21 protein-coding genes are annotated in these 25,147 nt (G+C 68.2%); 10 read left to right on the forward strand and 11 right to left on the reverse strand.

The annotated features are described in order from the left end of the window. Positions 1–38: 38 nt before the first annotated feature. The 3 genes from CFB41_RS09165 to CFB41_RS09175 all read right to left on the reverse strand — a co-directional run bounded on the left by CFB41_RS09165 (position 39) and on the right by CFB41_RS09175 (position 2,878). On the reverse strand, positions 39–1,031 hold the full coding sequence (locus CFB41_RS09165; protein ID WP_089440168.1) for a sugar kinase: 993 nt from the start codon (positions 1,029–1,031) through the stop codon (positions 39–41). 28 nt (positions 1,032–1,059) lie between these two features. Further along, a complete protein-coding gene (locus CFB41_RS09170) occupies positions 1,060–1,824 on the reverse strand; it encodes a sugar phosphate isomerase/epimerase (protein WP_089456275.1) in 765 nt (254 codons plus the stop codon). Positions 1,825–1,984: 160 nt separating this feature from the next. Continuing rightward, the gene (locus tag CFB41_RS09175) at positions 1,985–2,878 is read right to left on the reverse strand and encodes a LysR family transcriptional regulator (RefSeq protein ID WP_089440170.1); all 894 of its coding nucleotides are present in this window, start codon (positions 2,876–2,878) and stop codon (positions 1,985–1,987) included. Between the two features lie 112 nt (positions 2,879–2,990). On the opposite strand from CFB41_RS09175, the gene CFB41_RS09180 reads away from it, so the two are divergent. Next, positions 2,991–4,058: a YeiH family protein gene (locus tag CFB41_RS09180; protein WP_089456276.1), complete on the forward strand. Its 1,068-nt coding sequence runs from the start codon at positions 2,991–2,993 to the stop codon at positions 4,056–4,058. Between the two features lie 103 nt (positions 4,059–4,161). Further along, positions 4,162–5,895 (forward strand): ClcB-like voltage-gated chloride channel protein, encoded by a 1,734-nt coding sequence (locus tag CFB41_RS09190; RefSeq protein WP_208450617.1) that lies wholly within the window; start codon positions 4,162–4,164, stop codon positions 5,893–5,895. Between the two features lie 60 nt (positions 5,896–5,955). Here CFB41_RS09190 and CFB41_RS09195 read toward each other — a convergent pair whose 3' ends face one another. Further along, a complete protein-coding gene (locus tag CFB41_RS09195) occupies positions 5,956–6,576 on the reverse strand; it encodes a TetR/AcrR family transcriptional regulator (RefSeq protein WP_089440174.1) in 621 nt (206 codons plus the stop codon). A gap of 186 nt (positions 6,577–6,762) precedes the next feature. Here CFB41_RS09195 and CFB41_RS09200 point away from each other — a divergent pair, with 186 nt between their 5' ends. The 4 genes from CFB41_RS09200 to CFB41_RS09215 all read left to right on the forward strand — a co-directional run bounded on the left by CFB41_RS09200 (position 6,763) and on the right by CFB41_RS09215 (position 13,721). Further along, positions 6,763–7,872, forward strand: coding sequence for an efflux RND transporter periplasmic adaptor subunit (locus tag CFB41_RS09200; protein ID WP_089456278.1), 1,110 nt, complete (start codon positions 6,763–6,765; stop codon positions 7,870–7,872). Beyond that, positions 7,869–11,015, forward strand: coding sequence for an efflux RND transporter permease subunit (locus CFB41_RS09205; protein ID WP_089456279.1), 3,147 nt, complete (start codon positions 7,869–7,871; stop codon positions 11,013–11,015). The genes CFB41_RS09200 and CFB41_RS09205 overlap by 4 nt, the downstream gene beginning before the upstream one ends. Before the next feature lie 2 nt (positions 11,016–11,017). Continuing rightward, positions 11,018–12,574, forward strand: a complete 1,557-nt coding sequence (locus CFB41_RS09210) for an efflux transporter outer membrane subunit (protein ID WP_089456280.1) — start codon at positions 11,018–11,020, stop codon at positions 12,572–12,574. A 118-nt stretch (positions 12,575–12,692) separates the two neighbouring features. Next, positions 12,693–13,721: a MerR family transcriptional regulator gene (locus CFB41_RS09215; RefSeq protein WP_089456281.1), complete on the forward strand. Its 1,029-nt coding sequence runs from the start codon at positions 12,693–12,695 to the stop codon at positions 13,719–13,721. 107 nt (positions 13,722–13,828) lie between these two features. Here the strand turns inward: CFB41_RS09215 and CFB41_RS09220 are convergent, their stop codons facing one another. Together CFB41_RS09220 and CFB41_RS09225 are read right to left on the reverse strand one after the other, a co-directional pair. Beyond that, complete coding sequence (locus tag CFB41_RS09220) at positions 13,829–14,359, reverse strand: M949_RS01915 family surface polysaccharide biosynthesis protein (protein ID WP_089456282.1); 531 nt, start codon at positions 14,357–14,359, stop codon at positions 13,829–13,831. An 88-nt stretch (positions 14,360–14,447) separates the two neighbouring features. Further along, complete coding sequence (locus tag CFB41_RS09225; protein WP_089456283.1) at positions 14,448–15,845, reverse strand: sigma-54-dependent Fis family transcriptional regulator; 1,398 nt, start codon at positions 15,843–15,845, stop codon at positions 14,448–14,450. Positions 15,846–16,094: 249 nt separating this feature from the next. On the opposite strand from CFB41_RS09225, the gene CFB41_RS09230 reads away from it, so the two are divergent. From CFB41_RS09230 to CFB41_RS09240, 3 genes are read left to right on the forward strand one after another with little or no spacing between them, the layout of a single operon-like run. Further along, a complete protein-coding gene (locus CFB41_RS09230) occupies positions 16,095–16,979 on the forward strand; it encodes an MBL fold metallo-hydrolase (protein ID WP_089456284.1) in 885 nt (294 codons plus the stop codon). Between the two features lie 33 nt (positions 16,980–17,012). Further along, positions 17,013–18,680: a bifunctional protein tyrosine phosphatase family protein/NAD(P)/FAD-dependent oxidoreductase gene (locus CFB41_RS09235; protein WP_089456285.1), complete on the forward strand. Its 1,668-nt coding sequence runs from the start codon at positions 17,013–17,015 to the stop codon at positions 18,678–18,680. Between the two features lie 18 nt (positions 18,681–18,698). Next, positions 18,699–19,505 (forward strand): sulfite exporter TauE/SafE family protein, encoded by an 807-nt coding sequence (locus tag CFB41_RS09240; RefSeq protein WP_089456286.1) that lies wholly within the window; start codon positions 18,699–18,701, stop codon positions 19,503–19,505. A 177-nt stretch (positions 19,506–19,682) separates the two neighbouring features. On the opposite strand, the gene CFB41_RS09245 is transcribed toward CFB41_RS09240, so the two are convergent. The 4 genes from CFB41_RS09245 to CFB41_RS09260 all read right to left on the reverse strand — a co-directional run bounded on the left by CFB41_RS09245 (position 19,683) and on the right by CFB41_RS09260 (position 23,764). Further along, positions 19,683–20,504, reverse strand: a complete 822-nt coding sequence (locus CFB41_RS09245) for an ABC transporter permease subunit (RefSeq protein WP_089431135.1) — start codon at positions 20,502–20,504, stop codon at positions 19,683–19,685. After that, positions 20,501–21,427 (reverse strand): ABC transporter permease subunit, encoded by a 927-nt coding sequence (locus tag CFB41_RS09250; protein ID WP_089425520.1) that lies wholly within the window; start codon positions 21,425–21,427, stop codon positions 20,501–20,503. The genes CFB41_RS09245 and CFB41_RS09250 overlap by 4 nt, the downstream gene beginning before the upstream one ends. Further along, positions 21,424–22,584 carry an ABC transporter ATP-binding protein gene (locus CFB41_RS09255; RefSeq protein WP_089456287.1) on the reverse strand — a complete coding sequence of 387 codons (1,161 nt, stop codon included), beginning with the start codon at positions 22,582–22,584 and terminating at the stop codon, positions 21,424–21,426. Before CFB41_RS09255 ends, CFB41_RS09250 begins: the two co-directional genes overlap by 4 nt. A gap of 85 nt (positions 22,585–22,669) precedes the next feature. After that, a complete protein-coding gene (locus CFB41_RS09260; RefSeq protein WP_089440188.1) occupies positions 22,670–23,764 on the reverse strand; it encodes a polyamine ABC transporter substrate-binding protein in 1,095 nt (364 codons plus the stop codon). Between the two features lie 419 nt (positions 23,765–24,183). Here CFB41_RS09260 and CFB41_RS09265 point away from each other — a divergent pair, with 419 nt between their 5' ends. Further along, positions 24,184–24,387: a DUF1289 domain-containing protein gene (locus CFB41_RS09265; protein WP_010095552.1), complete on the forward strand. Its 204-nt coding sequence runs from the start codon at positions 24,184–24,186 to the stop codon at positions 24,385–24,387. Between the two features lie 75 nt (positions 24,388–24,462). Here CFB41_RS09265 and CFB41_RS09270 read toward each other — a convergent pair whose 3' ends face one another. Continuing rightward, the gene (locus CFB41_RS09270; protein ID WP_089440189.1) at positions 24,463–25,104 is read right to left on the reverse strand and encodes an OmpW family protein; all 642 of its coding nucleotides are present in this window, start codon (positions 25,102–25,104) and stop codon (positions 24,463–24,465) included. Positions 25,105–25,147 lie beyond the last annotated feature (43 nt).

Below are 25,147 nucleotides of genomic sequence, written 5' to 3' on the forward strand. Positions count from 1 at the left end.
GACGAAACGAGTCCGCGGATTGTGCCGTGTCCGGCCTCTCATTGCGCGGTGAAGGTTTCCTCTAAGCGATCGGTGCGATTGCTGACGTTTTCGAATCGGTCGAGCGCGGCGCGGGTCGGCAGTCCTTCCGAGTCGCCGATCACCTGGATCGCGAGCGCACCGATCCGGTTGCCACGCGCCACCGCCTGCTCGACCGTCTTGCCTTCCAGCAGCGCGCTGACCACGCCGACCGCGAAGCCGTCGCCGGCGCCGACCGTGTCGACGACATTCTGCACGCGCTCGCCCACCACGGTTCCGTCACGGCCGTCAGCCGTCCGGTAGTACGCGCCTTCCGCACCGAGCTTGATCACGACACCGCGCGCGCCCTGTGCAAGATAGAAGCCCGCGATGTCGGCCGGCGTGTCGTGCCCGGTCAGTTGCCGCCCTTCGGCGATGCCCGGCAGCACCCAGTCCGCGAGCGACGCGAGCGCGTTCAGCGTCTTCGCCATCACGTCGGCCGACGGCCACAGCGTCGGGCGCAGGTTCGGGTCGAACGAGATCGTCTTGCCGGCCGCGCGCATTTCGCGCGCGAGCTTGAACGCGAGCTCGCACGACGTCGCGGAGATCGCAGGCGCAACACCCGTCAGGTGCAGGTGGCGCGCGCCGAGCACGTAGTCGGCCACGTAGTCGTCGCACGACAGGTGGCTCGCGGCCGAGCCCTTGCGGAAATATTCGACGGTCGGGTCGCTGCCGTCGTCGTTGCGCGACTTGAGCTGGAAGCCGGTCGGGTAACGCGGATCGACGCTCACGCACGACGCGTCGATGCCCTCGCGCGCCAGCGTGTCGAGCACGTAACCGCCGAACGAATCGCGGCCGACACGGCTCATCCAGCCGACCCGGAAACCGAGCCGCGACAAACCGATTGCAACGTTCAGGTCGGCGCCCGCGACCCGCTTCGTGAACTGCGTCGCGTGCGCGAGATGGCCGGGCTCGGTCGCGACGAACATCGCCATCGCTTCGCCGTAGGTCACCACATCGAGTGCTGCTTTCATGAATGAACTCTCCAGGATCCTGCCGCCGTCACGCCGTGGCGAGCCATGCAACGCGCCGGCATGCATCGCCCGCCAGGTCGGCCGCGTCGAACGGGAACTCGATGCCGCGCGGCGCATGTTGCGGCAGCACCGCGAGCACGCCGGTCACGAGCGGATCGTTCGGGGCCGGCGCGGTGGCGAAACGGCGCGCGCCCTCGCCCGCGACTGCCTTGCAGTGAATGTATTCCACGTGCGGCGCGAGCACTTGCGCGCAATCAAGCGGCGCTTCGCCCGGCCACTGCCAGTTGCCGATGTCGAAGGTCATCCCGAGCGCATCGGGCACGCCCGCCGCGGCCAGTGCGTCGAACAGCCCGCGGAACTGCGCGAGCGCGCCGCCGACCGGAAGCTGGCCGTTCTCGACCACCACGCGGGCCCGCGCGCCGCGCGACAGCGCGACGATCTCGGCTGCGTGCGCGTCGCCGGCGAAGCCGCCGAGCTGGAATTTTACGAAGCGCGCGCCGAGCGCGTCGGCTTCCGCGAGCGCGCTACGCAATGCGTCCGCATCGAGCGCCCCCGTTTCCGTATACAGGTTGGCCGGCGTCGAGAAGACCGACCACAGACCGTGGCTGGCCAGTTGCGCGCCGAGCACGGCCAGCGCGCCAGGCGCGGCCGCCTCTTCCGACGCGAACAGCTCGCGCCGCACCTCGAAGCCGGTCGCACCCGCTGCCGCCGCGGTCGCGATGAATGCGCTGTGGCCCTCCTGACGCACGCGGTCCATTCCGAATGCGCTCGCCACGATCACGATGTCTGTCATGTTGCCCTTTTTCACCGGAATGGAACCGGTTCCATTTGCTTGAGACGGATGGTGCGCCTCGCTTCGGACCCACGCCATAGAGGAAATCCCTAAGACAGTGCACCGCTCAAACGCGCGCCCGACGGCGCGCAACGCGCGTTCCCGGGCCGGGTTCGGGCGCTCAGGCGAGGTCGTGCGCGAGGCTCATTTCGAGAAATTGGGCGGCGACCCGCGACGGCGCACCGCCGTGCGGCACGAGGATGGAAAAGTGACGGGTGAGCGGCTTGGGCGCGAGCGAGCGCAGGACGAGCGCGGCATCGTCGTGACGCAGCGACATCGCCGATACGAACCCGACGCCCATCCCGGCCCGCACGGCTTCCTTCACGGCCTCGACGCCCGCGATCTCGAACGCGACGCGCATCGGCGCCGCGCCTTGCGCGAACGCGCGCTCGACGAGTTGCCGCACGGCGGAGCCCGCCTCGCGCAGCACGAGCGGATGGGCGGCCAGCGCGTCGAGCGTGACCCCCGAAGCATAGTCCGGAGCGGCCAGCGGATGGCCGGTCGGCACGATCGCCACGATCTCGTCCTCGCGCCACGCGTGCACCGCGGTGCCCGGCGGCAGCGCCTCGCCGGGCGGCCCTTCGATCATCGCGATATCGAGCGACGGCAACGCCGCGACGACGTCGGCCGTGTTGCCGCTCATCGTCTGGATCGCCACGCGCGGCGCACGCGGCTGGAACGCCGCGATCAGGTACGGCAACAGGTAACTCGCGGGCGTCGTACTCGCGCCGATGCGCAGCGTGCCGGCCTCGAGGCCGCGTACCGCGTCACGAAACGCACGCGCCTGCGCGAAGGTGTCGCGCTGCGCCTTCGCATACTGCGCGAGCTGCTCGCCGACCGGAGTCAGGCGGATACCTCGGCCTTCGCGCTGGTACAGCGGCTCGCCGAATTCGTCCTGGAGCAGCCGCAACTGGCCCGACACGGCCGGCTGCGACAGATGCAGCGCCACGGCGGCGTGGCTGATGTTCAGGTGCTCGGCGACGGCGGCGAACGTTATCAGTTGATCCGGGGTCATGGGGATAAATTATCGGCTTTCCGGATAGTTTACGTCACAAATCACAATTTTTCATATCGATATAACGAAATTAGGATTACACCATCGTCACACGCTCCATCACGGTGCTTCCATGTCCACTGCTCCGAGTCCCCATCTCAGCCCCACCGCGCCGTCGATGCGCGGCCAGTTGAACGGCGTGCTGTTCGTCGCGCTGTTCGCCGCCGCCGTCACGAGCCTGTCCCAGCTTCCCGCGATCGCGGGGCTCGGCCTGTCGCCGCTGATCGTCGGCATCGTCGCAGGCGCGTTGTACGGCAACGCGCTGCGCGACGGCATGCCGGCCAGCTGGGCAGCCGGCGTCAATTTCTCCGCGCGCAAGCTGCTGCGCATCGCGGTCGCGTTCTTCGGGTTGCGCGTGAGCCTGCAGGAAATCGCGCAGGTCGGACTGCCGGGCCTGACGGTGTCGGTGCTGGTGGTGGTCAGCACGCTCGTGATCGGCACCTGGGCCGGCATGAGGATCATGAAGCTCGACCGCGATTCCGCGCTGCTGACCGCCGCCGGCAGCGCGATCTGCGGCGCGGCCGCCGTGCTCGCGTTCGAATCGACGCTGCAGTCGAAGCCGCACCAGAGCGCGATGGCCGTGGGCAGCGTCGTGCTGTTCGGCACGCTGTCGATGTTCCTGTACCCGATCGCGTATCACGCCGGGCTGCTGAACCTCGATCCGGCCGGCCTGGGCCTGTTCTTCGGCGGCACGATCCACGAGGTCGCGCAGGTGGTCGGCGCCGCGAGCGACATCAGCCCGCAGGTCGCGCACGTCGCGACGATCGTCAAGATGACCCGCGTGATGCTGCTGGTCCCGGTGCTGCTGATGCTCGGCGCGTGGCTGGCCCGCTCGGCACGTGCGACCGCCGGCGGCGCGCACGGCAAGCGCAAGGTGGCCGTGCCCTGGTTCGCGCTCGGTTTCCTCGGCTTCGTGATCGTCAATTCGCTGAACGTGCTGCCCACCGACGTCACCCACACGCTGAACGTGCTCGACACCTTCGCGCTGACGATGGCCATGACCGCGCTCGGCATCGAAACCCGCGTCGCGCAGATCCGCGCAGCCGGCCCCCGGGCGCTGATGACCGGCCTGATCCTGTACGTGTGGCTGATCGCCGGCGGCTACGGGATCACCTGGGCCGTGCAGCACTGGCTTGGCTGAGCTGCCCGCCCGTGACGCTTCGCGCGCCGCGCCCGACGGGAAGGTCCCGCGGGCGCGGCGCAGTGCTATGCTTCGCGTCGTTTTCCATCGCCCTCTTTCAGCCGTGCTCTCGTTCCTGCTGAAGCTGCGCACTCGCGCTCAAACGCTGTTCCGCCTGTCGGACGCCCATACGATGCTGATCTGGTCGGCCATCGTCGGCGTCGGCGGCGCCTTTGCCACGATGGCGTTCCGCGAAGGCATCGACCTGATGCAGCACCTGATCTCCGGGCAAAGCGGCAGCTTCGTGCAGATGGCCAAGCGCCTGCCCTGGTACGTGCGGTTCTGGATGCCGGCCGCGGGCGGCTTCCTCGCCGGCTGCGTGCTGCTGCTCGCCACCCGCGGCGCCAAACAGGCCGCCAAGACCGACTACATGGAATCGGTCGCGCTCGGCAACGGCATCGTGCCGGTCCGCCAGAGCCTGTGGCGCAGCGTGTCGTCGCTGCTGACGATCGGCAGCGGCGGCTCGATCGGCCGCGAAGGCCCGATGGTGCAGCTCGCGGCGCTCGCCGCGTCGCTCGTCGGCCGCTTCGTGCACTTCGACCCGCCGCGCCTGCGCCTGCTGGTCGCCTGCGGGGCGGCCGCCGGCATCACGTCCGCGTACAACGCGCCGATCGCCGGCGCCTTCTTCGTGTCGGAGATCGTGCTCGGCGGCATCGCGATGGAAAGTCTCGGGCCGATGATCGTCTCGTCGGTCGTCGCGAACATCGTGATGCGCGAATTCGCCGGCTACCGGCCGCCGTACGAGATGCCGGTGTTCCCGGCCGTCACCGGCCCCGAAGTGCTGCTGTTCGTCGTGCTCGGCGCGCTGTGCGGCGTGCTCGCGCCGCAGTTCCTGCACCTGCTCGATGCGTCGAAGAACCAGTTCAAGCGGCTGCCCGTGCCGCTGCCCGTGCGGCTCGCGCTCGGCGGCCTCGTCGTCGGCGTGATCTCGGTGTGGGTGCCGGACGTGTGGGGCAACGGCTACAGCGTGGTGAACCTCATCCTCCACTCGCCGTGGACCTGGCAGGCACTCGTCGCGGTGCTCGTGTTCAAGGTGATCGCGACCTCCGCCACCGTCGGCTCCGGCGCGATCGGCGGGGTGTTCACGCCGACGCTGTTCGTCGGCGCGGTGTTCGGCTCGCTGTTCGGGCTCGCGATGCAAGCCGTATGGCCCGGCCATACGTCCGCGTACTTCGCGTACGCGATCGTCGGCATGGGTGCGTTCCTGACGGGCGCCACGCAGGCGCCGCTGATGGCGATCCTGATGATCTTCGAGATGACGCTCAGCTACCAGGTCGTGCTGCCGCTGCTGGTGTCCTGCGTATTCGCGTACTTCGTCGCGCGCGCGACCGGCACGACGTCGATGTACGAGATCACGCTGCACCACCACCAGGATGCCGAGGAACGCAGCCGGATCCGCACCACGCAGATGCGCGAACTGATCCAGCCCGCGCAGACGGTCGTGCCGCTCACCGCGAGCGTCGCCGACATGACGCGCGTGTTCCTCGAATATCCGGTGAAGTATCTGTACGTGACCGACGACGCCGGGCGCTTTCGCGGCGCGGTCGCGCTGAAGGACATCACGTCGGACCTGCTCGACAAGCGCGACACGGCCGACAAGACGGCCGCGCACTATGTGCACACGCCGTTTCCGCTGCTCACGCCCGACATGCCGCTCGCCACCGCGCTCGAACGCTTCATGGCGTTCCAGGGCGAACGCCTGCCGGTGATCGAAAGCGAAGCCGAGCCGACGCTCGCCGGGGTCGTCTACAAGACGTCGCTGCTCGATGCGTACCGGCGAATGACCGGCGAACGCTGACCGGTCGGGTCGCGGCCGGCAGCGTGACGAAGGGGGCTCGAGGCCGGGGCCGGGGGCGGCTCAGTCCGGTGCGCGGCCGAGCACCACGCGCGCGAAGAACCCTGCCAGCACCGACTCGGCCGCCTCGGCCGACACGTGCTGCGGATCGGCCGTGTAGTACGACTGCACGCCATCGCACAGACACATCAGCCCGAACGCCAGCGTCTCCGCCGGCAGCAGCAGCGGCGTGCCCGCGCGCTCGGAGAAGCGCCGGATGAACTCGGCCATCTGCAGGCGCTTGCCATGCAGGAACTGGTTGAAGCGCACGCGGAATTTCGCGTCGCGCGCGGCCTGCAGCTTCGCCTCGCCCCACAGCAGCGAATATTCGTCGTCCTGAAACAGCGTCCGGTAATACGCGAGCGACATCGACTCCATCTGCTCGCGCGTGCCGCCCCCGTCGAAGATCGCCTGGAAGTCGGCCTGCACTTCCGCGTGATCGCGCTCCAGCAACGCCAGCAGCAGATCGGACTTGCTGCGGAAATTCGAGTAGAACGCGCCGCGCGTATAGCCGGCCGCGGCCGCGATGTCTTCGACGCTCGCGGCGACAAAACCTTTCTTCAGAAAAATACGGTGCGCGGCAATCAGCAGACGTTCACGCGTCTGGTCCCTGCTCTGCTCGCGAGTTAAGCGCTGAGGTTTCATGGCGCGCAGTCTAGCACCCTTTCCCTTACGGATTCATCTTTGCATTCAGATACAGGTGTGTATTAGAATTCGCCACAGTTTCTGAAAGATGGTGTCCGCACGCCCGTGCCGGCGCCGCTCGGGGCAAGCGCCCGCCGCGCTTGCCGGCTTCGTTCCGCTCTCGCTCTCACCTCATCTGGGGGTTTCGTGAATCGCTCCGGTTCCCGCGTCGCGCTGCTGGTCGGCGCCGCGCTCGTCGTCGCCGCCTGTCATCCGAAAGACTCCGCGCCGCCCGCCCCGCGCCCCGTCGTCGCGCTGCCCGCTCATGCCGACGACGCTGCCGTCGCCCGCACGCTCCCCGGCGAAATCCAGCCTCGCTACGCCACCCCGCTGTCGTTCCGCATCGCCGGCAAGATCATCGAGCGCAAGGTGCGCCTCGGCGATACGGTCAAGGTCGGCCAGGTCGTCGCGCTGCTCGATCCGTCCGATGTAGAGAAGAACGCCGCGAGCGCGCAGGCGCAACTCGATGCCGCAACGCACAGCCTCGCGTTCGCGAAGCAGCAGCTCGACCGCGATCGCGCGCAGGCGCGCGAGAACCTGATCGCGACCGCGCAGCTCGAGCAGACCGAGAACAGCTACACGTCGGCGCTCGCGCAGCGCGAGCAGGCGCAGCAGCAGCTCGCGCTCGCGAAGAACCAGCTCCGCTACGCGACGCTCGTCGCCGATCACGCGGGCTATATCACCGCCGAACAGGCCGACACCGGCCAGAACGTGTCGGCCGGCCAGGCCGTCTACCAGCTCGCATGGTCCGGCGACGTCGACGTCGTCAGCGACGTGCCCGAGGCCGCGCTGGCATCGCTCACGCCGGGCCACGCGGCCACCGTCACGCTGCCGTCGCTGCCGGGCCGCCCGTTCGCCGCGAAGGTGCGCGAAATCGCACCGGCCGCCGATCCGCAAAGCCGCACGTACCGCGTGAAGCTCACGCTCGCCGCGCCCGACCCGGCGATCCGGCTCGGGATGACGGCCAGCGTCGCGTTCGACGGCGCACCGGCCGCCGGCGACGCGCAGTCGATCACGCTGCCCGCGACCGCGCTGTTCCACGACGGCCCGCAACCGGCCGTGTGGGTCGTGCGCACGAAGGACGACACGCTCGAGCTGCGCCGCGTCGACGTCGCGCGCTTCAACGAGCGCACGGTCACGGTGTCGCACGGGCTGCAACCCGGCGAGCGCGTCGTGCTGCAGGGCGTGCACACGGTCAGCGCGGGCGAGAAGGTCCGCGCGATCGCGCCGCTGCATCCGGAGGACTTCGCATCGTGAGCGTTTCCTACGAAGAAGGCCGCTTCAACCTGTCGGCGTGGGCGCTGCGCCACCAGGCGCTGGTCGTCTACCTGATCGCGCTCGCGACGCTCGCGGGCATGCTTGCCTACACCCGCCTCGCGCAGTCCGAAGACCCGCCGTTCACGTTCCGCGTGATGGTGATCCGCACGTTCTGGCCCGGCGCGACCGCGCGGCAGGTGCAGGAACAGGTCACCGACCGGATCGGCCGCAAGCTGCAGGAAACGCCCGCCATCGACTTCCTGCGCAGCTACTCGCGCCCCGGCGAATCGCTGATCTTCTTCACGATGAAGGATTCGGCGCCGGTGAAGGACGTGCCGCAAACCTGGTACCAGATCCGCAAGAAGGTCGGCGACATCGGCTATACGCTGCCGCCCGGCGTGCAGGGTCCGTTCTTCAACGACGAATTCGGCGACGTCTACACCAACATCTGGACGCTCGAAGGCGACGGCTTCACGCCCGCGCAGCTCCACGATTACGCCGACCAGCTGCGCACCGTGCTGCTGCGCGTGCCGGGTGTCGGCAAGGTCGACTATTTCGGCGACCCCGACCAGCGGATCTTCATCGAGGTGAACAACGCGCAGCTCACGCGCCTCGGCATCTCGCCGCAGCAGCTCGGGCAGGCGATCAACGCGCAGAACGACATCTCGTCGGCCGGCACGCTGACGACCGCCGACGATCGCGTATTCGTGCGGCCGAGCGGCCAGTTCGACAACGTCGACGCGATCGCCGACACGCTGATCCGCATCAACGGCCGCACGTTCCGGCTCGGCGATCTCGCGACGGTGAAGCGCGGCTACGACGATCCGGCCGTCACGCAGATGCGCGCCGGCGGCCACGCGGTGCTCGGCATCGGCGTCACGATGCAGCCGGGCGGCGACGTGATCCGGCTCGGCAAGGCGCTCGACGCGGAATCGAAGGACCTGCAGGCGCAGCTGCCGGCCGGCCTCAAGCTGACGCTGGTATCGAGCATGCCGCATGCGGTCGCGCATTCGGTCGACGACTTCCTCGAAGCCGTCGCGGAAGCCGTCGCGATCGTGCTGGTCGTGAGCCTCGTGTCGCTCGGCCTGCGCACCGGGATGGTGGTCGTGATCTCGATTCCCGTCGTGCTCGCGGTCACCGCCCTCTTCATGTACCTGTTCGACATCGGGCTGCACAAGGTGTCGCTCGGCACGCTCGTGCTCGCGCTCGGGCTGCTCGTCGACGACGCGATCATCGCGGTCGAGATGATGGCCGTGAAGCTCGAACAGGGCTACAGCCGTGCCCGCGCCGCCGCATTCGCCTATACGAGCACCGCGTTCCCGATGCTGACGGGCACGCTCGTCACCGTGTCGGGCTTCCTGCCGATCGCGCTCGCGAAATCGAGCACCGGCGAATACACGCGCTCGATCTTCGAGGTGTCGGCGATCGCCCTGATCGCATCGTGGTTCGCGGCGGTCGTGCTGATCCCGCTGCTCGGCTTCCACCTGCTGCCCGAGCGCAAGCGGCAAGCGCATGAAGCGCACCTGCCCGACGACCACGAGCACGACATCTACGACACGCGGTTCTACCGGCGGCTGCGCGGCTGGATCGACTGGTGCATCGAACGGCGCTTCGTCGTGCTGCTGATCACCGGCGCGCTCTTCGTCGTCGCGCTGATGGGCTTCACGCTCGTGCCGCAGCAGTTCTTCCCGAGCTCCGACCGCCCCGAGTTGCTGGTCGACCTGCGGCTGCCCGAAGGCGCGTCGTTCGCGGCGACGCTGCGCGAGACCGAACGGCTCGAGAAAGCGATCGACAAGCGCCCCGAGATCGATCATTCGGTGAACTTCGTCGGCAGCGGCGCGCCGCGCTTCTACCTGCCGCTCGACCAGCAGCTTCAGCTGCCGAACTTCGCGCAGTTCGTGATCACCGCGAAATCGGTGAAGGACCGCGAGAAGCTCGCGACCTGGCTCGAAACCACGTTGCACGAGCAGTTCCCGGCCGTACGTTCGCGGCTGTCGCGGCTCGAGAACGGCCCGCCGGTCGGCTATCCGGTGCAGTTCCGCGTGAGCGGCGACAGCATCGCGACGGTGCGCTCGATCGCCGAGAAGGTCGCGGCGACGATGCGCGGCGACGCACGCACGGTCAACGTGCAGTTCGACTGGGACGAGCCGGCCGAGCGCTCGGTGCGCTTCGAGATCGACCAGAAGAAGGCGCGCGAGCTGAACGTCACGTCGCAGGACGTGTCGAGCTTCCTCGCGATGACGCTGTCCGGCACGACCGTCACGCAGTACCGCGAGCGCGACAAGCTGATCGCGGTCGACCTGCGCGCGCCGCGGGCGGATCGCGTCGATCCGGGCAAGCTCGCCGGCCTCGCCTTGCCGACCCCGAACGGCCCCGTGCCGCTCGGCTCGCTCGGCCGCTTCAAGCCGACGCTCGAATACGGCGTCGTGTGGGAGCGCGACCGCCAGCCGACCATCACCGTGCAGTCGGACGTGCGCGCCGGCGCGCAAGGCATCGACGTCACCCATGCGGTCGACGCGAAGTTGAACACGTTGCGCGCGCAACTGCCGGTCGGCTATCAGATCAACATCGGCGGCTCGGTCGAGGAAAGCGCGAAGGCGCAGAAGTCGATCAATGCGCAGATGCCGCTGATGGCGATCGCCGTGTTCACGCTGCTGATGATCCAGCTGCAGAGCTTCTCGCGCGTGCTGATGGTCGTGCTGACCGCGCCGCTCGGGCTGATCGGCGTGGTCGCGACGCTGCTGCTGTTCGGCCAGCCGTTCGGCTTCGTCGCGATGCTCGGCGTGATCGCGATGTTCGGGATCATCATGCGCAATTCGGTGATCCTCGTCGACCAGATCGAGCAGGACATCGCAGCCGGCCACCGCCGTATCGACGCAATCATCGGCGCGACCGTGCGGCGCTTCCGCCCGATCACGCTGACGGCCGCGGCCGCCGTGCTCGCGCTGATCCCGCTGCTGCGCTCGAACTTCTTCGGGCCGATGGCGACCGCGCTGATGGGCGGCATCACGAGTGCAACCGTGCTGACGCTGTTCTACCTGCCCGCGCTGTACGCGACGTGGTTCCGCGTGAAGCACGACGAACGCGACCCGCAGGACGGCCCGCCGCCTGGCGGCACGCCTGCCGCGCCGTCGGGAGCCTGACCATGGATCGATCGATGAACCTGAAAACCCAAGCCGTGCGGGCACTCGCGGTGGCGAGCCTCGCCGGCCCGCTCGCGGGGTGCGCGTGGTTCGCGCCGAGCGGCGAGCCGCCCGCGATGCCGTCACCCGCGCACTACGGCGCCACGCCGCAAGTGCAGCAGACCGTGTCCGCGCAAGGCGTCACGCAGCAGTTCGAGGTCGGCGCGAAGCCGGTGCCCGACTGGTGGAAGCAGTACCGCTCCGACGCGCTGAACGCGCTCGTCGACGAAGGGCTGCGCAACAGCCCGACGTTGAGCGCGGCATCGCACTCCCTCGATGCCGCGCGCGAACAGTTGCGCGGGCAGATCGGCAGCTCGATGCTGCCGTCGATCGATGCGGGCGGCCAGGCGTCGCGCCAGCGCGCCCTCGGCGTGCCGATTCCAGCTCTCGGCGACTCGACGCTGCTGTACGACTCGTTCGTCGGGCAACTGCAGGCGAGCTACACGATCGACCTGTTCGGCGCGTCGCGTTTCGCGAACCGCGCGCTGGCGCGCCGCGTCGACGTCAGCGCGTTCCAGCTCGACTCCGCACGGCGCGCGCTGGCCGCGAACATCGTCACCGCGTCGATCACGGTATCGGTGCTGAATGCGCAGATCAATACGACCGAGCGGCTCGTCGCGCTCGCCAACGACCAGGCGCACGATGCCGAACGCCGTTACGCGCTCGGATCGGCGTCGCGCAGCGACGCGCTGAACGCGCGGCAAAGCGCCGACACGTTCGCGGCGAGCCTGCCCGCGCTGCGCCAGCAGCGCGACTCGGCACGCCACGCGCTCGCGGTGCTGGTCGGCCGCACGCCTGACCAGCCGCCGGCCGATCTCACGCTCGCCGACCTGCACCTGCCCGAACAGGTGCCCGTCGTCGTGCCGTCGGACCTGCTGCAAAGCCGCCCGGACATCCAGGCGGCCGATGCGGGGCTGAAGGCGGCCGCGGCCGAAGTGGGCCTCGCGACCGCGCAGATGTTCCCGCAGCTGTCGCTGTCGGCCGCAATGGGTAAAGGCGGCTTCAGCTGGCCGACGATGCTGTCCGGCGCCGGCGCGATCTGGAACGTCGGCGCGTCGCTGAGCCAGCCGATCTTCCATGGCGGCGCGCTGCTCGCGCAGCGCCGCGCGGCGAAGGCGACCTACGAGGCCGCCGTCGACCAGTACAAGCAGGCCGTGCTCGGCGCGTTCCAGAACGTCGCCGATTCGCTCGCCGCGCTCGAGCACGACGCCGAAGCGCTCGATGCGTCGTCCCGCGCCGCGCTGTCCGCGCGCGGCGCGTACGACGACGCGGCGGCCCGCGTGCGGCTCGGCGCGCTGCCGCCGTCGGCCGCACGCGCCAGCGAGCTGCAGTATCGCAATGCGCGGCTCGACGAGATCCGCGCGACCGGCGCACGGTTCGCGGATACCGCGCGGCTTTACCAGGCGATGGGCACGCCGCCGGTCGACAAGGCCGGCCCGTCCGGCAACGCGGCCGACGCTTCCGCCACCGGCCAGCAAGCGCGCGCCGCCGGCGCCGACACCCCGCCTTCGCCGCAATAAGCCGGCCCTGCGATCGGGTGCGCGGATTCCCGCCGCGCACCCGATTTCCGATCTTCCGCTTGACCCTCACGTAGCGTAACGTTCGAGACTCCAGTGTGCGACCCGAATGGAGGAACGAATGCGACTGAAAGTGGGAGAACTGGCGAAACGCAGCGGGCTGACCGTCCGCACGCTTCATCACTATCACGCGATCGGTCTGCTGACGCCTTCGGCGCGCGCCGACAACGGCTACCGGCTGTACGACCGCCACGACATCGCCCGGCTCCACCAGATCCAGGCGCTGCGTCGCTTCGGCCTGTCGCTCGCCGAAATCGGCGACCACCTGAACCAGCCCGACACGCCGCTCGTCGAGATCGTCGCGAAGCAGATCGCGCTGCTCGACCGTCAGCTCGCGCAGACCGCGCAGCTGCGCGAGCGGCTCGTGAATCTGCATGCGCAGCTCGCCGCGGGCACGGAGCCGGAGCTGGCCGATTGGCTCACCACACTGGAGTTGATGACCGTGTACGACAAATACTTTTCCGAGGAAGAACTCGCACGCCTGCCGATGTACCAGAAGAGCCAGACGGGCGACGCCGAATGGATCGCGCTCGTCGATGAAGTTCGCGCGCTGCACGACGCGGGCGTGCCCGCCGAGGACGAACGCACCCGTGCGCTCGCCAGCCGCTGGATGGCGCTGCTCGTGCGCGACACGAACAACGATCCGCGGCTGCTGGCGAAGCTGAACCTGATGCACGAACACGAACCGGCGATGCAGTCGAAGATCGGGATTTCGACCGCGCTGCGCGACTATGTGCTGCGCGCGTCGTCGGAGAACAAGATGCGGATCTTCGAGAAGTACCTCACGCCGGACGAGATCCGTTTCATGCGGGCGCACTACGGTGAAAGCGCGATGGCATGGCCGCAACTGATGGGCGACGTGCGAGACGCGATCGAGGCGGGTGCCAAACCGGATTCACCGGAAGGCCGCGCGCTCGCGCAGCGCTGGCTCACGCTGTTCTGCAGCTATGCCGGCAACGATCCGGCCACGCATGCGAAATTCCGCCACGCGATGATGAACGAGCCGTCGCTGACGAAGGATTCGTGGATCGACGACACGTTGATCGGATTCGTGCGGGAGGCGATGGCGCAGCTGGCGCCGGCGCGTTGAGCAGGTTGAGCGCATGAGGTTGCGGGCGACAGGCGGGTTTTCCGCGTGCCGCCCGTTTCACTGACAGGCGCGGGTGGAACGCACCGCTGCGGCCGCCGCGCGCATGCCTACCGATAGTCGCGCACGCTGATCCCGTGCCAGTGCTTCGTCATGTAGCGCAGAAACGCGGGTTGGCCTTTCAGGTCCGCACTCGGCACGGGCGCCGCGCCGCCGTCCATGAACTTGCCGTTGACCGTGACCGTCTCCTCGCCGCGCAGCACGTACTTCGTGCCCTGGTCGATCAGGAAGTATTTGACCTGGTCGGCGCTCACATCGCCGCGACAACCGATCTTGTACGCGAACAGGAACTGCTTGCGGCCGTTGCCGAGCAGGTCGCGCATTTCGATCGATGCCGGCACGACGTCGAGAATCACGTCGACCGGGCATGCCTTCACGTAGTCACGCACGGTCCAGTCGGGCCGGCCGTCGAGCGTCGCGGCGACCTTGAGCTCAACGTCGTCGCCGGACTCGGTTCTCGCAAGCGTCACCGCATGCGCGCCGGCCGCGTCGGTCCACGTGTACTCGGCGGCGGCCTGCGCCAGGTTGCACAGCGCAATGGCTGCGAGAAACAGGTGAGGCGAAAGGAAGCGGCTCTTCATCGGCGACGTGGGAGGTGGGATCGGGATCGAACGCGCCATTATCGACAAAGCCGCCTGCCACTACCAGCCACCCGTCGCATGCGCCCGCTCAGCGCTCGCGCGCCCCGAGTCCGAGCGCCTTCATCCGCCGGTACAACGTCCGCTCGCTCATCCCGACCTGCTCGGCGAGCGCCTTGCGCGTGCCGTCGAACGTGCGCGCGATACGCACGAGCTCTGCATCCGACACGCCGCGCACATCGGCAGCGCGGTCCTGCGGTTCGGCCGATGCGGCGACCAGCTCGGCCGGCAGATGCTCGATGCGGATCGTCCCGTCGTCCGCGAACAGGCACGCGCGTTCGAGCACGTTGCGCAGCTCGCGGATGTTGCCCGGCCACGCATACGCATCGAGACACGCGAGCGCGCGCTCAGTCAGCACGAACGGCCGGGCCGCGAACGGACGGGCCCCCGCGTCGCCCGCGCTGGCGCGCGTGTTCGCGATCCGCCGCAGGATCGACTCGGCCAGCAGCGCAACGTCCCCGCGCCGCTCGCGCAGCGCCGGCAACGGAATCGGAAACGCGTTGATCCGGTAGTAGAGGTCCTGCCGGAACCGGCCGTCGTCGATCATCTCGCGCAGCGGCTTGTGCGTGGCCGCGACCAGCCGGAAATCCGCGCGCAGCGCCTCGACGCCGCCCACGCGCCGGAACGTGCCCGACTCGATCAGGCGCAGCAGCTTCACCTGCATCGGCAGCGGCACGTCGCCGATCTCGTCGAGAAACAGCGTGCCGCCCTGCGCGGTTTCGACGAGGCCCGGCTTGCGCTGGTTCGCGCCCGTGAACGCGCCCTTCTCGTAACCGAACAGCTCGCTCTCGAACAGCGTCTCGGCGATCCCCGAACAATCGACGACGACGAACGGCCCCATCGCGCGGTCGCTCGCCTCGTGCAGCGCGCGCGCGAACAGCTCCTTGCCGGTGCCCGATTCGCCGAGCAGCAGCACCGGCAGCATCGAGGGAGCTACGCGCTGCAGTGCGCCGAGCGCCGCGTTGAACGCGTCGGCACCGCCGACGAGCCCTTCCGCGCTCGGCTGCGCGGATGCACTGCGCACCGTCGTCAGCCGCTCGACATAGGCGATCACGTTGCCGTCGGCATCGAAGATCGGCCGCAATTCGACGTCGACATGCTCGGGGCCGCGCGGCGTGTGGTGGATGTGCAGCACGCGGTTCAGCCCGCGCGATTCGAGCGCCTGCTTCATCGGGCAATGCTCGCCCGCCTGGTCGCACGGCACGTCGTAGTGATGCGAGACCTGGAAGCAGTGCCGGCCCACGTGCTCGACGCCCGCGACGCCGAACTGGCGCCGGTACGCATCGTTCGCCGCGAGGATGCGGTAGTCGGGATCGACGACGATCATCGGCTGCGGATCCTGCTCGAGATATGCGACGAGCGCGCGCACGTCGGGCATGGCGTCGTGGCGCGGCGCGGGGACGATCGGGATGGTGTCGTGCGGATTCATGCGGACGCTCGATGAAGGGGGTACCCGACGAACTGCCAGGCAGACTGCCAATTCTGCCACGACACTGCCAAACATGGCAGTCGGCAGCGGCAGCTGAGCGCCACCGACACGCGCGCATCGCTGCAGTTGCACCGAAAACCCGAGCCAAATCAAGTCCCTGCCGGATCGACCGGTGCCTCGGCGGAGGCTGGCACGCTTCTTGAATTACCCCTCCCGATTGCAGATGCAGAACCCGATCGAGGACACCCCGTGAGCGATGCCACCACGCTGTCGGTCGAAGGCTTTTTCGACCCGGCGACCCATACCGTCAGCTATCTGCTGCTCGATACCGCGAGCCGCGCGTGCGCGTTGATCGACAGCGTGCTCGACTACGACCCGAAATCCGGCCGCACGCACACCGCGAGCGCCGACCGGCTGATCGCCCGCGTCGCCAAACTGGGCGCGGACGTGCACTGGCTGCTGGAAACCCATGTGCATGCCGACCACCTGTCGGCCGCACCGTACCTGAAGGAACACGTCGGCGGACAGATCGCGATCGGTTCGCACGTGCGCCGCGTGCAGCACGTGTTCGGCATGCTGTTCAACGCCGGCCCCGGCTTCGCGCAGGACGGCCGCCAGTTCGACCGGCTGCTCGACGACGGCGACACGCTCGCGCTCGGCGCGCTGACGATCCGCGCGCTGCATACGCCGGGCCACACGCCCGCATGCATGACCTACTGCGTCGACGACGCGACGCAGCGCGCGGCATTCGTCGGCGACACGCTGTTCATGCCCGACTACGGCACAGCCCGCTGCGATTTCCCCGGCGGCGACGCGCGCACGCTGTACCGCTCGATCGCGCGCGTGCTCGCGCTGCCGCCCGACACGCGCCTGTACCTGTGCCACGACTACCAGCCGGGCGGGCGCGACGTGCAGTTCGAGACGACCGTGGCCGAGCAGCGCCGCGCGAACGTGCACGTAAAGGACGGCGTGACCGAGGACGATTTCGTCGCGATGCGCACCGCGCGCGACGCCACGCTCGCGATGCCCGTGCTGATGCTGCCGTCCGTGCAAGTCAACATGCGCGCCGGCCACCTGCCCGAGCCCGAAGACAACGGCGTGCGCTACCTGAAGATCCCGCTCGACGCGATCTGAGCGACACGCCCCGCCCCTCCGGAGACCCCCGACATGACCCTCCACAAGCTGACCGACACGCTGTCGGTCTCGCCGCAGATCGCGGCGGCCGACCTGCCCGCGCTTCACGCGGCCGGCATCCGCGCGATCATCTGCAACCGCCCCGACGGCGAAGGCCCCGACCAACCGACCGTCACCGAGATCCGCGCGGCCGCCACGCCGCTCGGCATCGACGTGCATTACCTACCGGTCGATACCGGCAAGGTGACCGACGACCAGGCCGCGCAGTTCGGCGCGCTCGTCGCGTCGCTCGAAGGGCCGGTGCTCGCGTACTGCCGCAGCGGCACGCGTTCGGCCACGCTGTGGGCGCTGTCGCAAGCCGGCCTGCGTCCGCTGAACGACATCGTCGCGACTGCCGGCGCAGCCGGCTACGACCTGCGCGCGCTCGCGTCGCGGGTCGTGCAAGGCGGCAGGCAGGCAGCACCGGCCGTCGACGCGCGGCACGACATCGTGATCGTCGGCGCCGGCGCGGCCGGCATCGCGGTCGCGTCGAGCCTGCTCGCGCGCGACGCGTCGCTCGACATCGCGGTGATCGATCCGGCCGACGTCCACTACTACCAGCCCGGCTGGACGATGGTCGGCGCGGGCGTGTTCCGGCCCGAGACCACCGCACGCCGGATGACCGAGGTGCTGCCGCGCGGCGTGCAGCACATCCAGGCCGCCGTCGCGGGCTTCGAGCCCGACGCGCACACGGTCGTGCTCGACGGCTGCCGCCGCATCGGCTATCGCAAGCTCGTCGTGTGCCCGGGGCTCAAGCTCGACTGGCACGGGATCGAAGGCCTCGCCGACACGCTCGGCCGCAACGGCGTCACGTCCAACTACCGCTACGATCTCGCGCCGTACACGTGGGAACTCGTTCGCGCATTCCGCGGCGGCAACGCGCTCTTCACGCAGCCGCCGATGCCGATCAAGTGCGCGGGCGCACCGCAAAAGGCGATGTACCTGTCGTGCGACCACTGGCGGCGCGCGGGCCGGCTCGAGGCCGCGAACGTCGAATTCCTGAATGCGGGCGCCGCGCTGTTCGGCGTCGCCGACTACGTGCCCGCGCTGATGGAATACGTGAAAAGCTACGACATCGCGCTGTCGTTCGGCCACAACCTTGTCGCGATCGACGGGCCCGCGCGCCGCGCGACGTTTGCGCGCGCGCTGCCGGACGGCGGCAAGGAAACCGTCGTGCGTTCGTTCGACATGATCCACGTCGTGCCGCCGCAGAAGGCGCCCGACTTCGTGCGTTCGAGCCCGCTCGCCGATGCGGCCGGCTGGATCGACGTCGATCCGGCGACGCTGCGGCACAAGCAGTATCCGGACGTCTACGCGCTCGGCGACGCCACCAACACGACCAACGCGAAAACGGCTGCGGCCGCCCGCAAGCAGGCACCCGTCGTCGCACACAACCTGCTCGCGTCGCTCGGCCGCGCGCATGGCGATGCCGCGTACGACGGCTACGGTTCGTGCCCGCTCACCGTCGAGCGCGGCAAGATCGTGCTCGCCGAGTTCCTGTACGGCGGCAAGGTCGCGCCGACCTTCCCCGCGTGGCTGATCGACGGCAAGCGCCCGTCGCGGCTCGCCTGGCTGCTCAAGGAACGCGTGCTGCCGCCGCTCTACTGGAAGGCGATGCTCAAGGGCCGCGAATGGCTCGCGAAGCCCGCGATCGTAAGTTGACCGGAGCGCGATGACGTCATGCTGATTTCACTCGTACTGGGCGGTTTCGTCGGTGCCGTGCTCGGCCTGACCGGCGCCGGCGGCGGCATCCTTGCGGTGCCGGCGCTCGTCGTCGGCATGAGCTGGCCGATGCAGCAGGCCACGCCCGTCGCGCTCGTCGCGGTGGCGGGCAGCGCCGCGCTCGGCGCGCTCGAAGGTTTCCGCCGCGGGCTCGTGCGCTATCGCGCGGCACTGCTGATGGCCGTGGCCGGCGTGCCGCTGACCACGCTCGGCGTACGGCTTGCGCACGTGCTGCCGCAACGCCTGCTGCTCGCGCTGTTCGCGCTGACGATGCTGGTCGTCGCCGGCCGCCTGTTGCGGCAGGCGCTGCGGCACGCGCCGGTCGACGCGGAAGCGTCGCCGCTGTGCGTCGGCCGCGTGAATCCCGATACGGGCCGGCTCGTGTGGTCCTGGCCGGTTGGCGTCGCGCTGGCGTCGACCGGCGCGATGACGGGCCTGATGACGGGCTTGCTCGGTGTCGGCGGCGGCTTCGTGATCGTGCCGATGCTGCGCAAGTTCACGAACGTGTCGATGCATGGGGTCGTCGCGACGTCGCTGATGGTGATCGCGCTCGTCGGCACCGGCGGCGTGTTCGCGACGCTCGTGTCCGGCACACGCGCGCCGCTCGACGTGACGCTGTGGTTCACCGTCGCGACCGCGCTCGGCATGGCCGCCGGCCGCGGCGCGTCGCGCCACCTCGCCGCGCGGCACGTGCAGGCCGGGTTCGCGGCCGTGCTGGTGTGCGTCGCGCTCGGGCTGCTGGCGAAGGCGGCGTTCGGCGGGTGAGCCGGCGCGCGACCGGGCACGGGAATGGAACCCGCGTCCCGTCTACGATGCCGTTCATCTGTCGCAATCGCGCATAGACCGGCACCGATCCACACGCAGCGCCACCCAAACAAAACGCCCGGCCCGACTCGTCGTCGGCACCGGGCGTTTTTTACGGCAGCGATCGCAACCCGAACGTCAGGCCGCGAACCCCGCCATCCGCTTGCGCTCCTGGCGCAGCATCACGAAGTTCGCGATCACGACGCCGGCCGTCACCGCGACGATGAACAGCGTTGCGAGCGCGTTCATCTCCGGGTTCAACCCCAGCCGCACACGCGAGAACACCACGAGCGGCAGCGTCGTCGAGCCGGGGCCCGACAGGAACGCCGACAGCACGAGGTCGTCGATCGACAGCGTGAACGACAGCAGCCAGCCCGCGATCAGCGCCTGCGAGATCAGCGGCAGCGTGATCGTGAAGAACACCTTCAGCGGTGTCGCGCCGAGATCGAGCGCGGCTTCTTCCAGCGACGGGTTCAGCTCGCGCACGCGCGACTGCACGATGATCGCGACGTACGAGATGCACAGCATCACGTGGCCGAGCCAGATCGTGAATACACCGCGCTCGGCCGGCCAGCCGATCCACTTCGCCAGCTCGATGAACAGCAGCAGCAGCGAGATCCCCTGGATCACCTCGGGAATCACGAGCGGCGCGTTGATCATCCCGCTGAACAGCGCGAAGCCGCGGAAGCGCCCCATCCGCGCGAGCACGAAGCCGGCCCACGTGCCGATGAACACCGACGCGAACGCGGTCAGCACGCCGATCTTCAGCGACAGCCACGCGGCCGTCAGCAGCTCGTCGTCCTCGACGAGCGCCGCATACCAGCGGAACGAGAAGCCCGACCACACGGTGACGAGCTTCGACTCGTTGAACGAATAGACGATCAGGCTGATGATCGGGATGTACAGGAACGCGAAGCCGGCAAACAGCGCCGCGAACTGCAGGTAACGATTCGGCTTCATCGGCGGCCTCCCTGCTCCTTCGCCTGGAAGTGCTGGAACATCGCCATCGGCACGAGCAGCAGCAGCACCATCGCGCAGGTCACCGCCGACGCCATCGGCCAGTCTGCGTTGTTGAAGAACTCATTCCACATCACGCGGCCGATCATCAGCGTGTTCGCGCCGCCGAGCAGCTCGGGAATCACGTACTCGCCGACCGCCGGGATGAACACGAGCAGGCAGCCCGCGATGATCCCGTTCTTCGACAGCGGCAGCGTGATCTGCACGAACGCCTTCCACGGCTTGGCGCCGAGGTCGTACGCGGCTTCGAGCAGGCGCAGGTCCATCTTCACGAGGTGCGCGTAGAGCGGCATCACGAGGAACGGCAGGTACGAGTACACCATCCCGATGTACACCGCGTAGTTGGTGCGATACAGCTCGATCGGCGTATGCGTGAGGCCGATCCACATCAGGAAGTTGTTCAGCAGCCCGTTGTTCTTCAAGATGCCGATCCACGCATACACGCGGATCAGGAACGACGTCCAGAACGGCAGCATCACGCCCATCATCAGCAGGTTGCGGGTCGCCGGGTTCGAGCGCGCGATGTAGTACGCCATCGGATAGCCGATCAGCAGGCACAGCAGCGTCGTGATCGCGGCCACCCACACCGAATTCACGTAGGTCGCGAAATACAGGCTGTCCGTGAACAGGAACGCGTAGTGCGACAGGTTCAGCGCGACGTGCACGACGCCGTCGGCATACGACGCAAGCTCCGTGTACGGCGGGATGCCGAGCTGCAGCTCCGCGAAACTGATCTTGACGACCAGCACGAACGGCACGAGGAAGAACAGCACGAGCCACGTGAACGGCCCGGCGACAACCGCCGTGGCGCCCGTCAGGTTGAAGCGCCGCACCGGCCACTCGAGCAGGGACTTGAACGCGGTCATGACGTCAGCACCACGCCGGCCGTCGCGCTCCAGCGCACGTAGATCTCGTCGCCGAGCGCCGGCGTCTCGAGCTCCGAAATCGCGAGGCTCGACACGTTCGCGATCACCGTCTTGCCGCCGTCGAGCTTCACGTGATACAGCGAGTAGCCGCCCATGTAGGCGACGTTGCTGATCCGGCCGCGCGCCCAGTTGAACGCGCCTTCGGGCGGCTTGCGCGTGAGCGCGATCCGTTCGGGGCGCACCGACACGGTGACCGGCATCCCGAGCGGCCCCGAGATCCCGTGGCTCACGTACAGCCGGCTCGGCAGCTCCGGCGACTCGATGTACACGTGGTCGGGCTCGTCCTCGACGGTCACGCCGTCGAACAGGTTCGTCGAGCCGATGAATTCGGCCGAGAAGCGGCTGTTCGGATATTCGTACACCTCGTTCGGCGAGCCGATCTGCACGATCTGCCCTTCGCTCATCACCGCGAGGCGATTGGCCATCGTCATCGCTTCTTCCTGGTCGTGCGTGACCATGATGCAGGTGACGCCGACCTTGTTCAGGATGTTGACGAGCTCGATCTGCGTGCGCTGGCGGATCTGCTTGTCGAGCGCGGACATCGGCTCGTCGAGCAGCAGCAGCTTCGGCCGCTTGACCAGCGAGCGCGCGAGCGCGACGCGCTGCTGCTGGCCGCCGGACAGCTGATGCGGCTTGCGCTTCGCGTACTTGCTCATCTGCACGAGCTCGAGCGCCGATGCGACGCGCTCCTTCAGCTCGGCCTTCGGCGTGCCTTCCTGCTTGAGACCGAACGCGACGTTCGACTCGACCGACATGTGCGGGAACAGCGCATACGACTGGAACATCATGTTCACGGGCCGCTTGTACGGCGGCATCTGCGCGAGGTCCTCGCCGTCGATCAGGATCTTGCCCGACGTGACCGTCTCGAGGCCCGCGAGCATCCGCAGCAACGTCGACTTGCCGCAGCCCGAGCTGCCGAGCAGCGCGAACAGCTCGCCCTGGCGCACGGTCAGGTTGACGCTGCGCACAGCTTCGGTGTCGCCGAATTTCTTGACGACGTCGACGATCTGGACAAAGGACTCGGCGCGCGCATCGGCGCCGGAGGAGGAAACGGAGGACGGCGCGCCCGCGACCGGCGCACCCGACTGGCTATTCATGATGTGCTGCTTCTCTCCTGCGTTGAACGAACAAAGCCCCCGGGGGTACCAGGGGCTTCATGACTGCCGGGAACATCGGCTCGCGTCAGCGGCCCGACTTCAGCTCGGTCCACAGACGCGTCTGCAGACGCTGGATTTCAGGCGGCAGCGGCTTGAGCAGGAACAGCGTCTTCACGACATCGGCCGGCGGATAGACGGCCGGATCGTTCGCGACGTCGGGCCGCACGTACTTGCGGGCCTCTGCGTTGGCGCTCGGGTAGTACACCGCGTTCGTGATCGCCGCGTGCACCTTCGGATCCTCGATGTAGTTGATCCACTGCAGCGCGGCATCCTTGTTCTTCGCGTCCTTCGGGATCGCCATCACGTCGAACCACACCGGCGCGCCGCCCTTCGGAATGTAGTACTCGACCTTGTACGACTTCTTCGCCTCGATCGCGCGATGCTTCGCGATCACGACGTCGCCCGACCAGCCGAACGCGAAGCAGATGTCGCCGCCGACCAGGTCGTTGATGTAGCCCGACGAGTTGAATTGCGTGATGTACGGGCGGATCTTCTTCAGCACGTCCATCGCGGCCTTGTAGTCGGCCGGATTCGTGCTCATCGGATCCTTGCCGATGTAGTGCAGCGTCGCCGCGAACATCTGGTCGGGTGCGTCGAGCACCGACACGCCGCAGGTCTTCAGCTTCGAGATGTTTTCCGGCTTGAACAGGATGTCCCAGTTGTCGAGCGGCACCTTGCCGAGCGCCTGCTGCGCCTTCGTCAGGTTGTACGCGAGACCGGTCGTGCCGTACGCCCAGGGCACCGAGTATTTGTTGCCCGGATCGGCGCCTGCGACGAGCGCCATCAGTTGCGGATCGAGGTACTTGAGGTTCGGCAGCTTCGACTTGTCGAGCGGCGCGAAGATGCCGGCGGCGATCTGCTTGCCCGCGTAGTTGCTGGTCGGCACGACGATGTCGTAGCCCGAGCTGCCCGTCAGCAGCTTCGCCTGCAGCGTGTCGTCGCTGTCGTAGTTGTCGTAGCGGACCTTGACGCCCGTCTGCTTCTCGAAGTTCGGGATCGTGTCCTTCGCAATGTAGTCCGACCAGTTATAGACATTGAGCTGCGTATCCTTCGCCGCTGCCGCCGATGCACCCACGCACAGCGCGAGCGCTGCGAACCGGCCCACTACCTTTGCTTTCATCCCGCTCTCCCTCCGGCCGGACCGTGTGTCCGGCTGCCGTCTGCCTCGTCATGACGGCGCATTCTGGCGCGCCGCCCCTCGAAAACCCCGAAAACTACCATCATTCGCGCCCCGTCACAAAAAAATCATGCCGGTGTCGCGCAAACGGAACAGATTACCGCCGCCGGCCAGGCTGGCCGCCCGTGCGGCGGGGCGTTCCCGGGGAATTCTATCGGGTAATCGGCGGCTGTCCACCGGGAAAAACGGGCGGCGGCGCACCCGCGTCCGCCGGCCGGACGCGAACCGCCCGGCGGCCGTGCCCGAGCCCGCCGTACTGTCACGCCGCTGCACCGGTACGGCATGCCGGCGGCGCCCGTCCGACCGTCCGGCCGCGATGCATTAAAATGGCGGCTGACGATTCAACGGCGTGAACCCTTCCGATGGCCTCCAATCTCCACGACCTGCCCGACAGCCCCTGCATCGGCGTGTGCTCGACCCTCTTCGACGAAGTCTGCAAGGGCTGCGGCCGCACGGCTGCCGAAGTGTCGAACTGGGTGTTCCTGAGCGACGACGAAAAGCGCGCGGTGTGGGAGCGCATCTCGCGCGAAGGCACCGCGATGCGCTTCCAGTACGACAAGCTGTAAATCCGCCGCGCAAAAAAAGAGCGGCATGCCGACCGCCATGCCGCCAACCCCAACTCTGTTCTTTTCCCGCCGCGTCTAGAACTTCATCCCGACGCCCACGCCGACGATCAGCGGATCGATGTGCAGCGTGCCGATGCCCTTGTCGCCCAGCGTCGCATCGGTGCTCATCCAGATCTTCTTCACGTCGACGTTCATGAAGACCTTCTTCGTCAATTGCACGTCCACGCCGAACTGCAGCGCGGGGCCGAAGCTGCTCTTGTTGATCGACACGCCCTCGCCGCCGACGTTGAGCCCGTTGTTGTAGAAGTACGTGTAGTTCACGCCCGCGCCGACGTACGGACGCACCTTGCCGGCATGGTTGAAGTGGTACTGCAGCAGCAGCGTCGGCGGCAGCACGCCCACGCCGCCGAGATTGCCAATGCTCGACGTCAGCTGGTGCCGCGACGTACCCAGGATCAGCTCGACGCCGAGGTAGTCGCGGATCATGTACGTGAAGTCGAGCTCGGGCACGATCGCGTTGTTCACCCCGACGTTGAGCGCGCCCAGCGTATCGCTCGCGCGTTCGTTCGGCTGGATGCTGATCGCGCGCAGCCGGACCAGGACGTCGCCCTGGTTGATGCCGTCGCCCGGCGAGGCTGCGTGCGACAGCGAAGGCAGCGCGGCGAAAGCGGCCGCAACGGCGGCAGCGGTGACACAAGTTCGAATCGTTTTATGCATGGTACGGACCCCCAAAGAATGGTTTCCATTCTCCCTGTAGGGT

The organism is Burkholderia sp. AU33803 (genome assembly GCF_002223095.1).
Classification (GTDB): Bacteria; Pseudomonadota; Gammaproteobacteria; order Burkholderiales; family Burkholderiaceae; genus Burkholderia.

Coding starts and splice junctions, on each gene's coding strand:
- CFB41_RS09165 (WP_089440168.1), bottom strand. CDS start 1,031: ATGAAAGCAGCACTCGATGTGGTGACCTACGGCGAAGCGATGGCGATG.
- CFB41_RS09170 (WP_089456275.1), bottom strand. CDS start 1,824: ATGACAGACATCGTGATCGTGGCGAGCGCATTCGGAATGGACCGCGTG.
- CFB41_RS09175 (WP_089440170.1), bottom strand. CDS start 2,878: ATGACCCCGGATCAACTGATAACGTTCGCCGCCGTCGCCGAGCACCTG.
- CFB41_RS09180 (WP_089456276.1), top strand. CDS start 2,991: ATGTCCACTGCTCCGAGTCCCCATCTCAGCCCCACCGCGCCGTCGATG.
- CFB41_RS09195 (WP_089440174.1), bottom strand. CDS start 6,576: ATGAAACCTCAGCGCTTAACTCGCGAGCAGAGCAGGGACCAGACGCGT.
- CFB41_RS09210 (WP_089456280.1), top strand. CDS start 11,018: ATGGATCGATCGATGAACCTGAAAACCCAAGCCGTGCGGGCACTCGCG.
- CFB41_RS09215 (WP_089456281.1), top strand. CDS start 12,693: ATGCGACTGAAAGTGGGAGAACTGGCGAAACGCAGCGGGCTGACCGTC.
- CFB41_RS09220 (WP_089456282.1), bottom strand. CDS start 14,359: ATGAAGAGCCGCTTCCTTTCGCCTCACCTGTTTCTCGCAGCCATTGCG.
- CFB41_RS09225 (WP_089456283.1), bottom strand. CDS start 15,845: ATGAATCCGCACGACACCATCCCGATCGTCCCCGCGCCGCGCCACGAC.
- CFB41_RS09235 (WP_089456285.1), top strand. CDS start 17,013: ATGACCCTCCACAAGCTGACCGACACGCTGTCGGTCTCGCCGCAGATC.
- CFB41_RS09240 (WP_089456286.1), top strand. CDS start 18,699: ATGCTGATTTCACTCGTACTGGGCGGTTTCGTCGGTGCCGTGCTCGGC.
- CFB41_RS09245 (WP_089431135.1), bottom strand. CDS start 20,504: ATGAAGCCGAATCGTTACCTGCAGTTCGCGGCGCTGTTTGCCGGCTTC.
- CFB41_RS09250 (WP_089425520.1), bottom strand. CDS start 21,427: ATGACCGCGTTCAAGTCCCTGCTCGAGTGGCCGGTGCGGCGCTTCAAC.
- CFB41_RS09255 (WP_089456287.1), bottom strand. CDS start 22,584: ATGAATAGCCAGTCGGGTGCGCCGGTCGCGGGCGCGCCGTCCTCCGTT.
- CFB41_RS09260 (WP_089440188.1), bottom strand. CDS start 23,764: ATGAAAGCAAAGGTAGTGGGCCGGTTCGCAGCGCTCGCGCTGTGCGTG.
- CFB41_RS09265 (WP_010095552.1), top strand. CDS start 24,184: ATGGCCTCCAATCTCCACGACCTGCCCGACAGCCCCTGCATCGGCGTG.
- CFB41_RS09270 (WP_089440189.1), bottom strand. CDS start 25,104: ATGCATAAAACGATTCGAACTTGTGTCACCGCTGCCGCCGTTGCGGCC.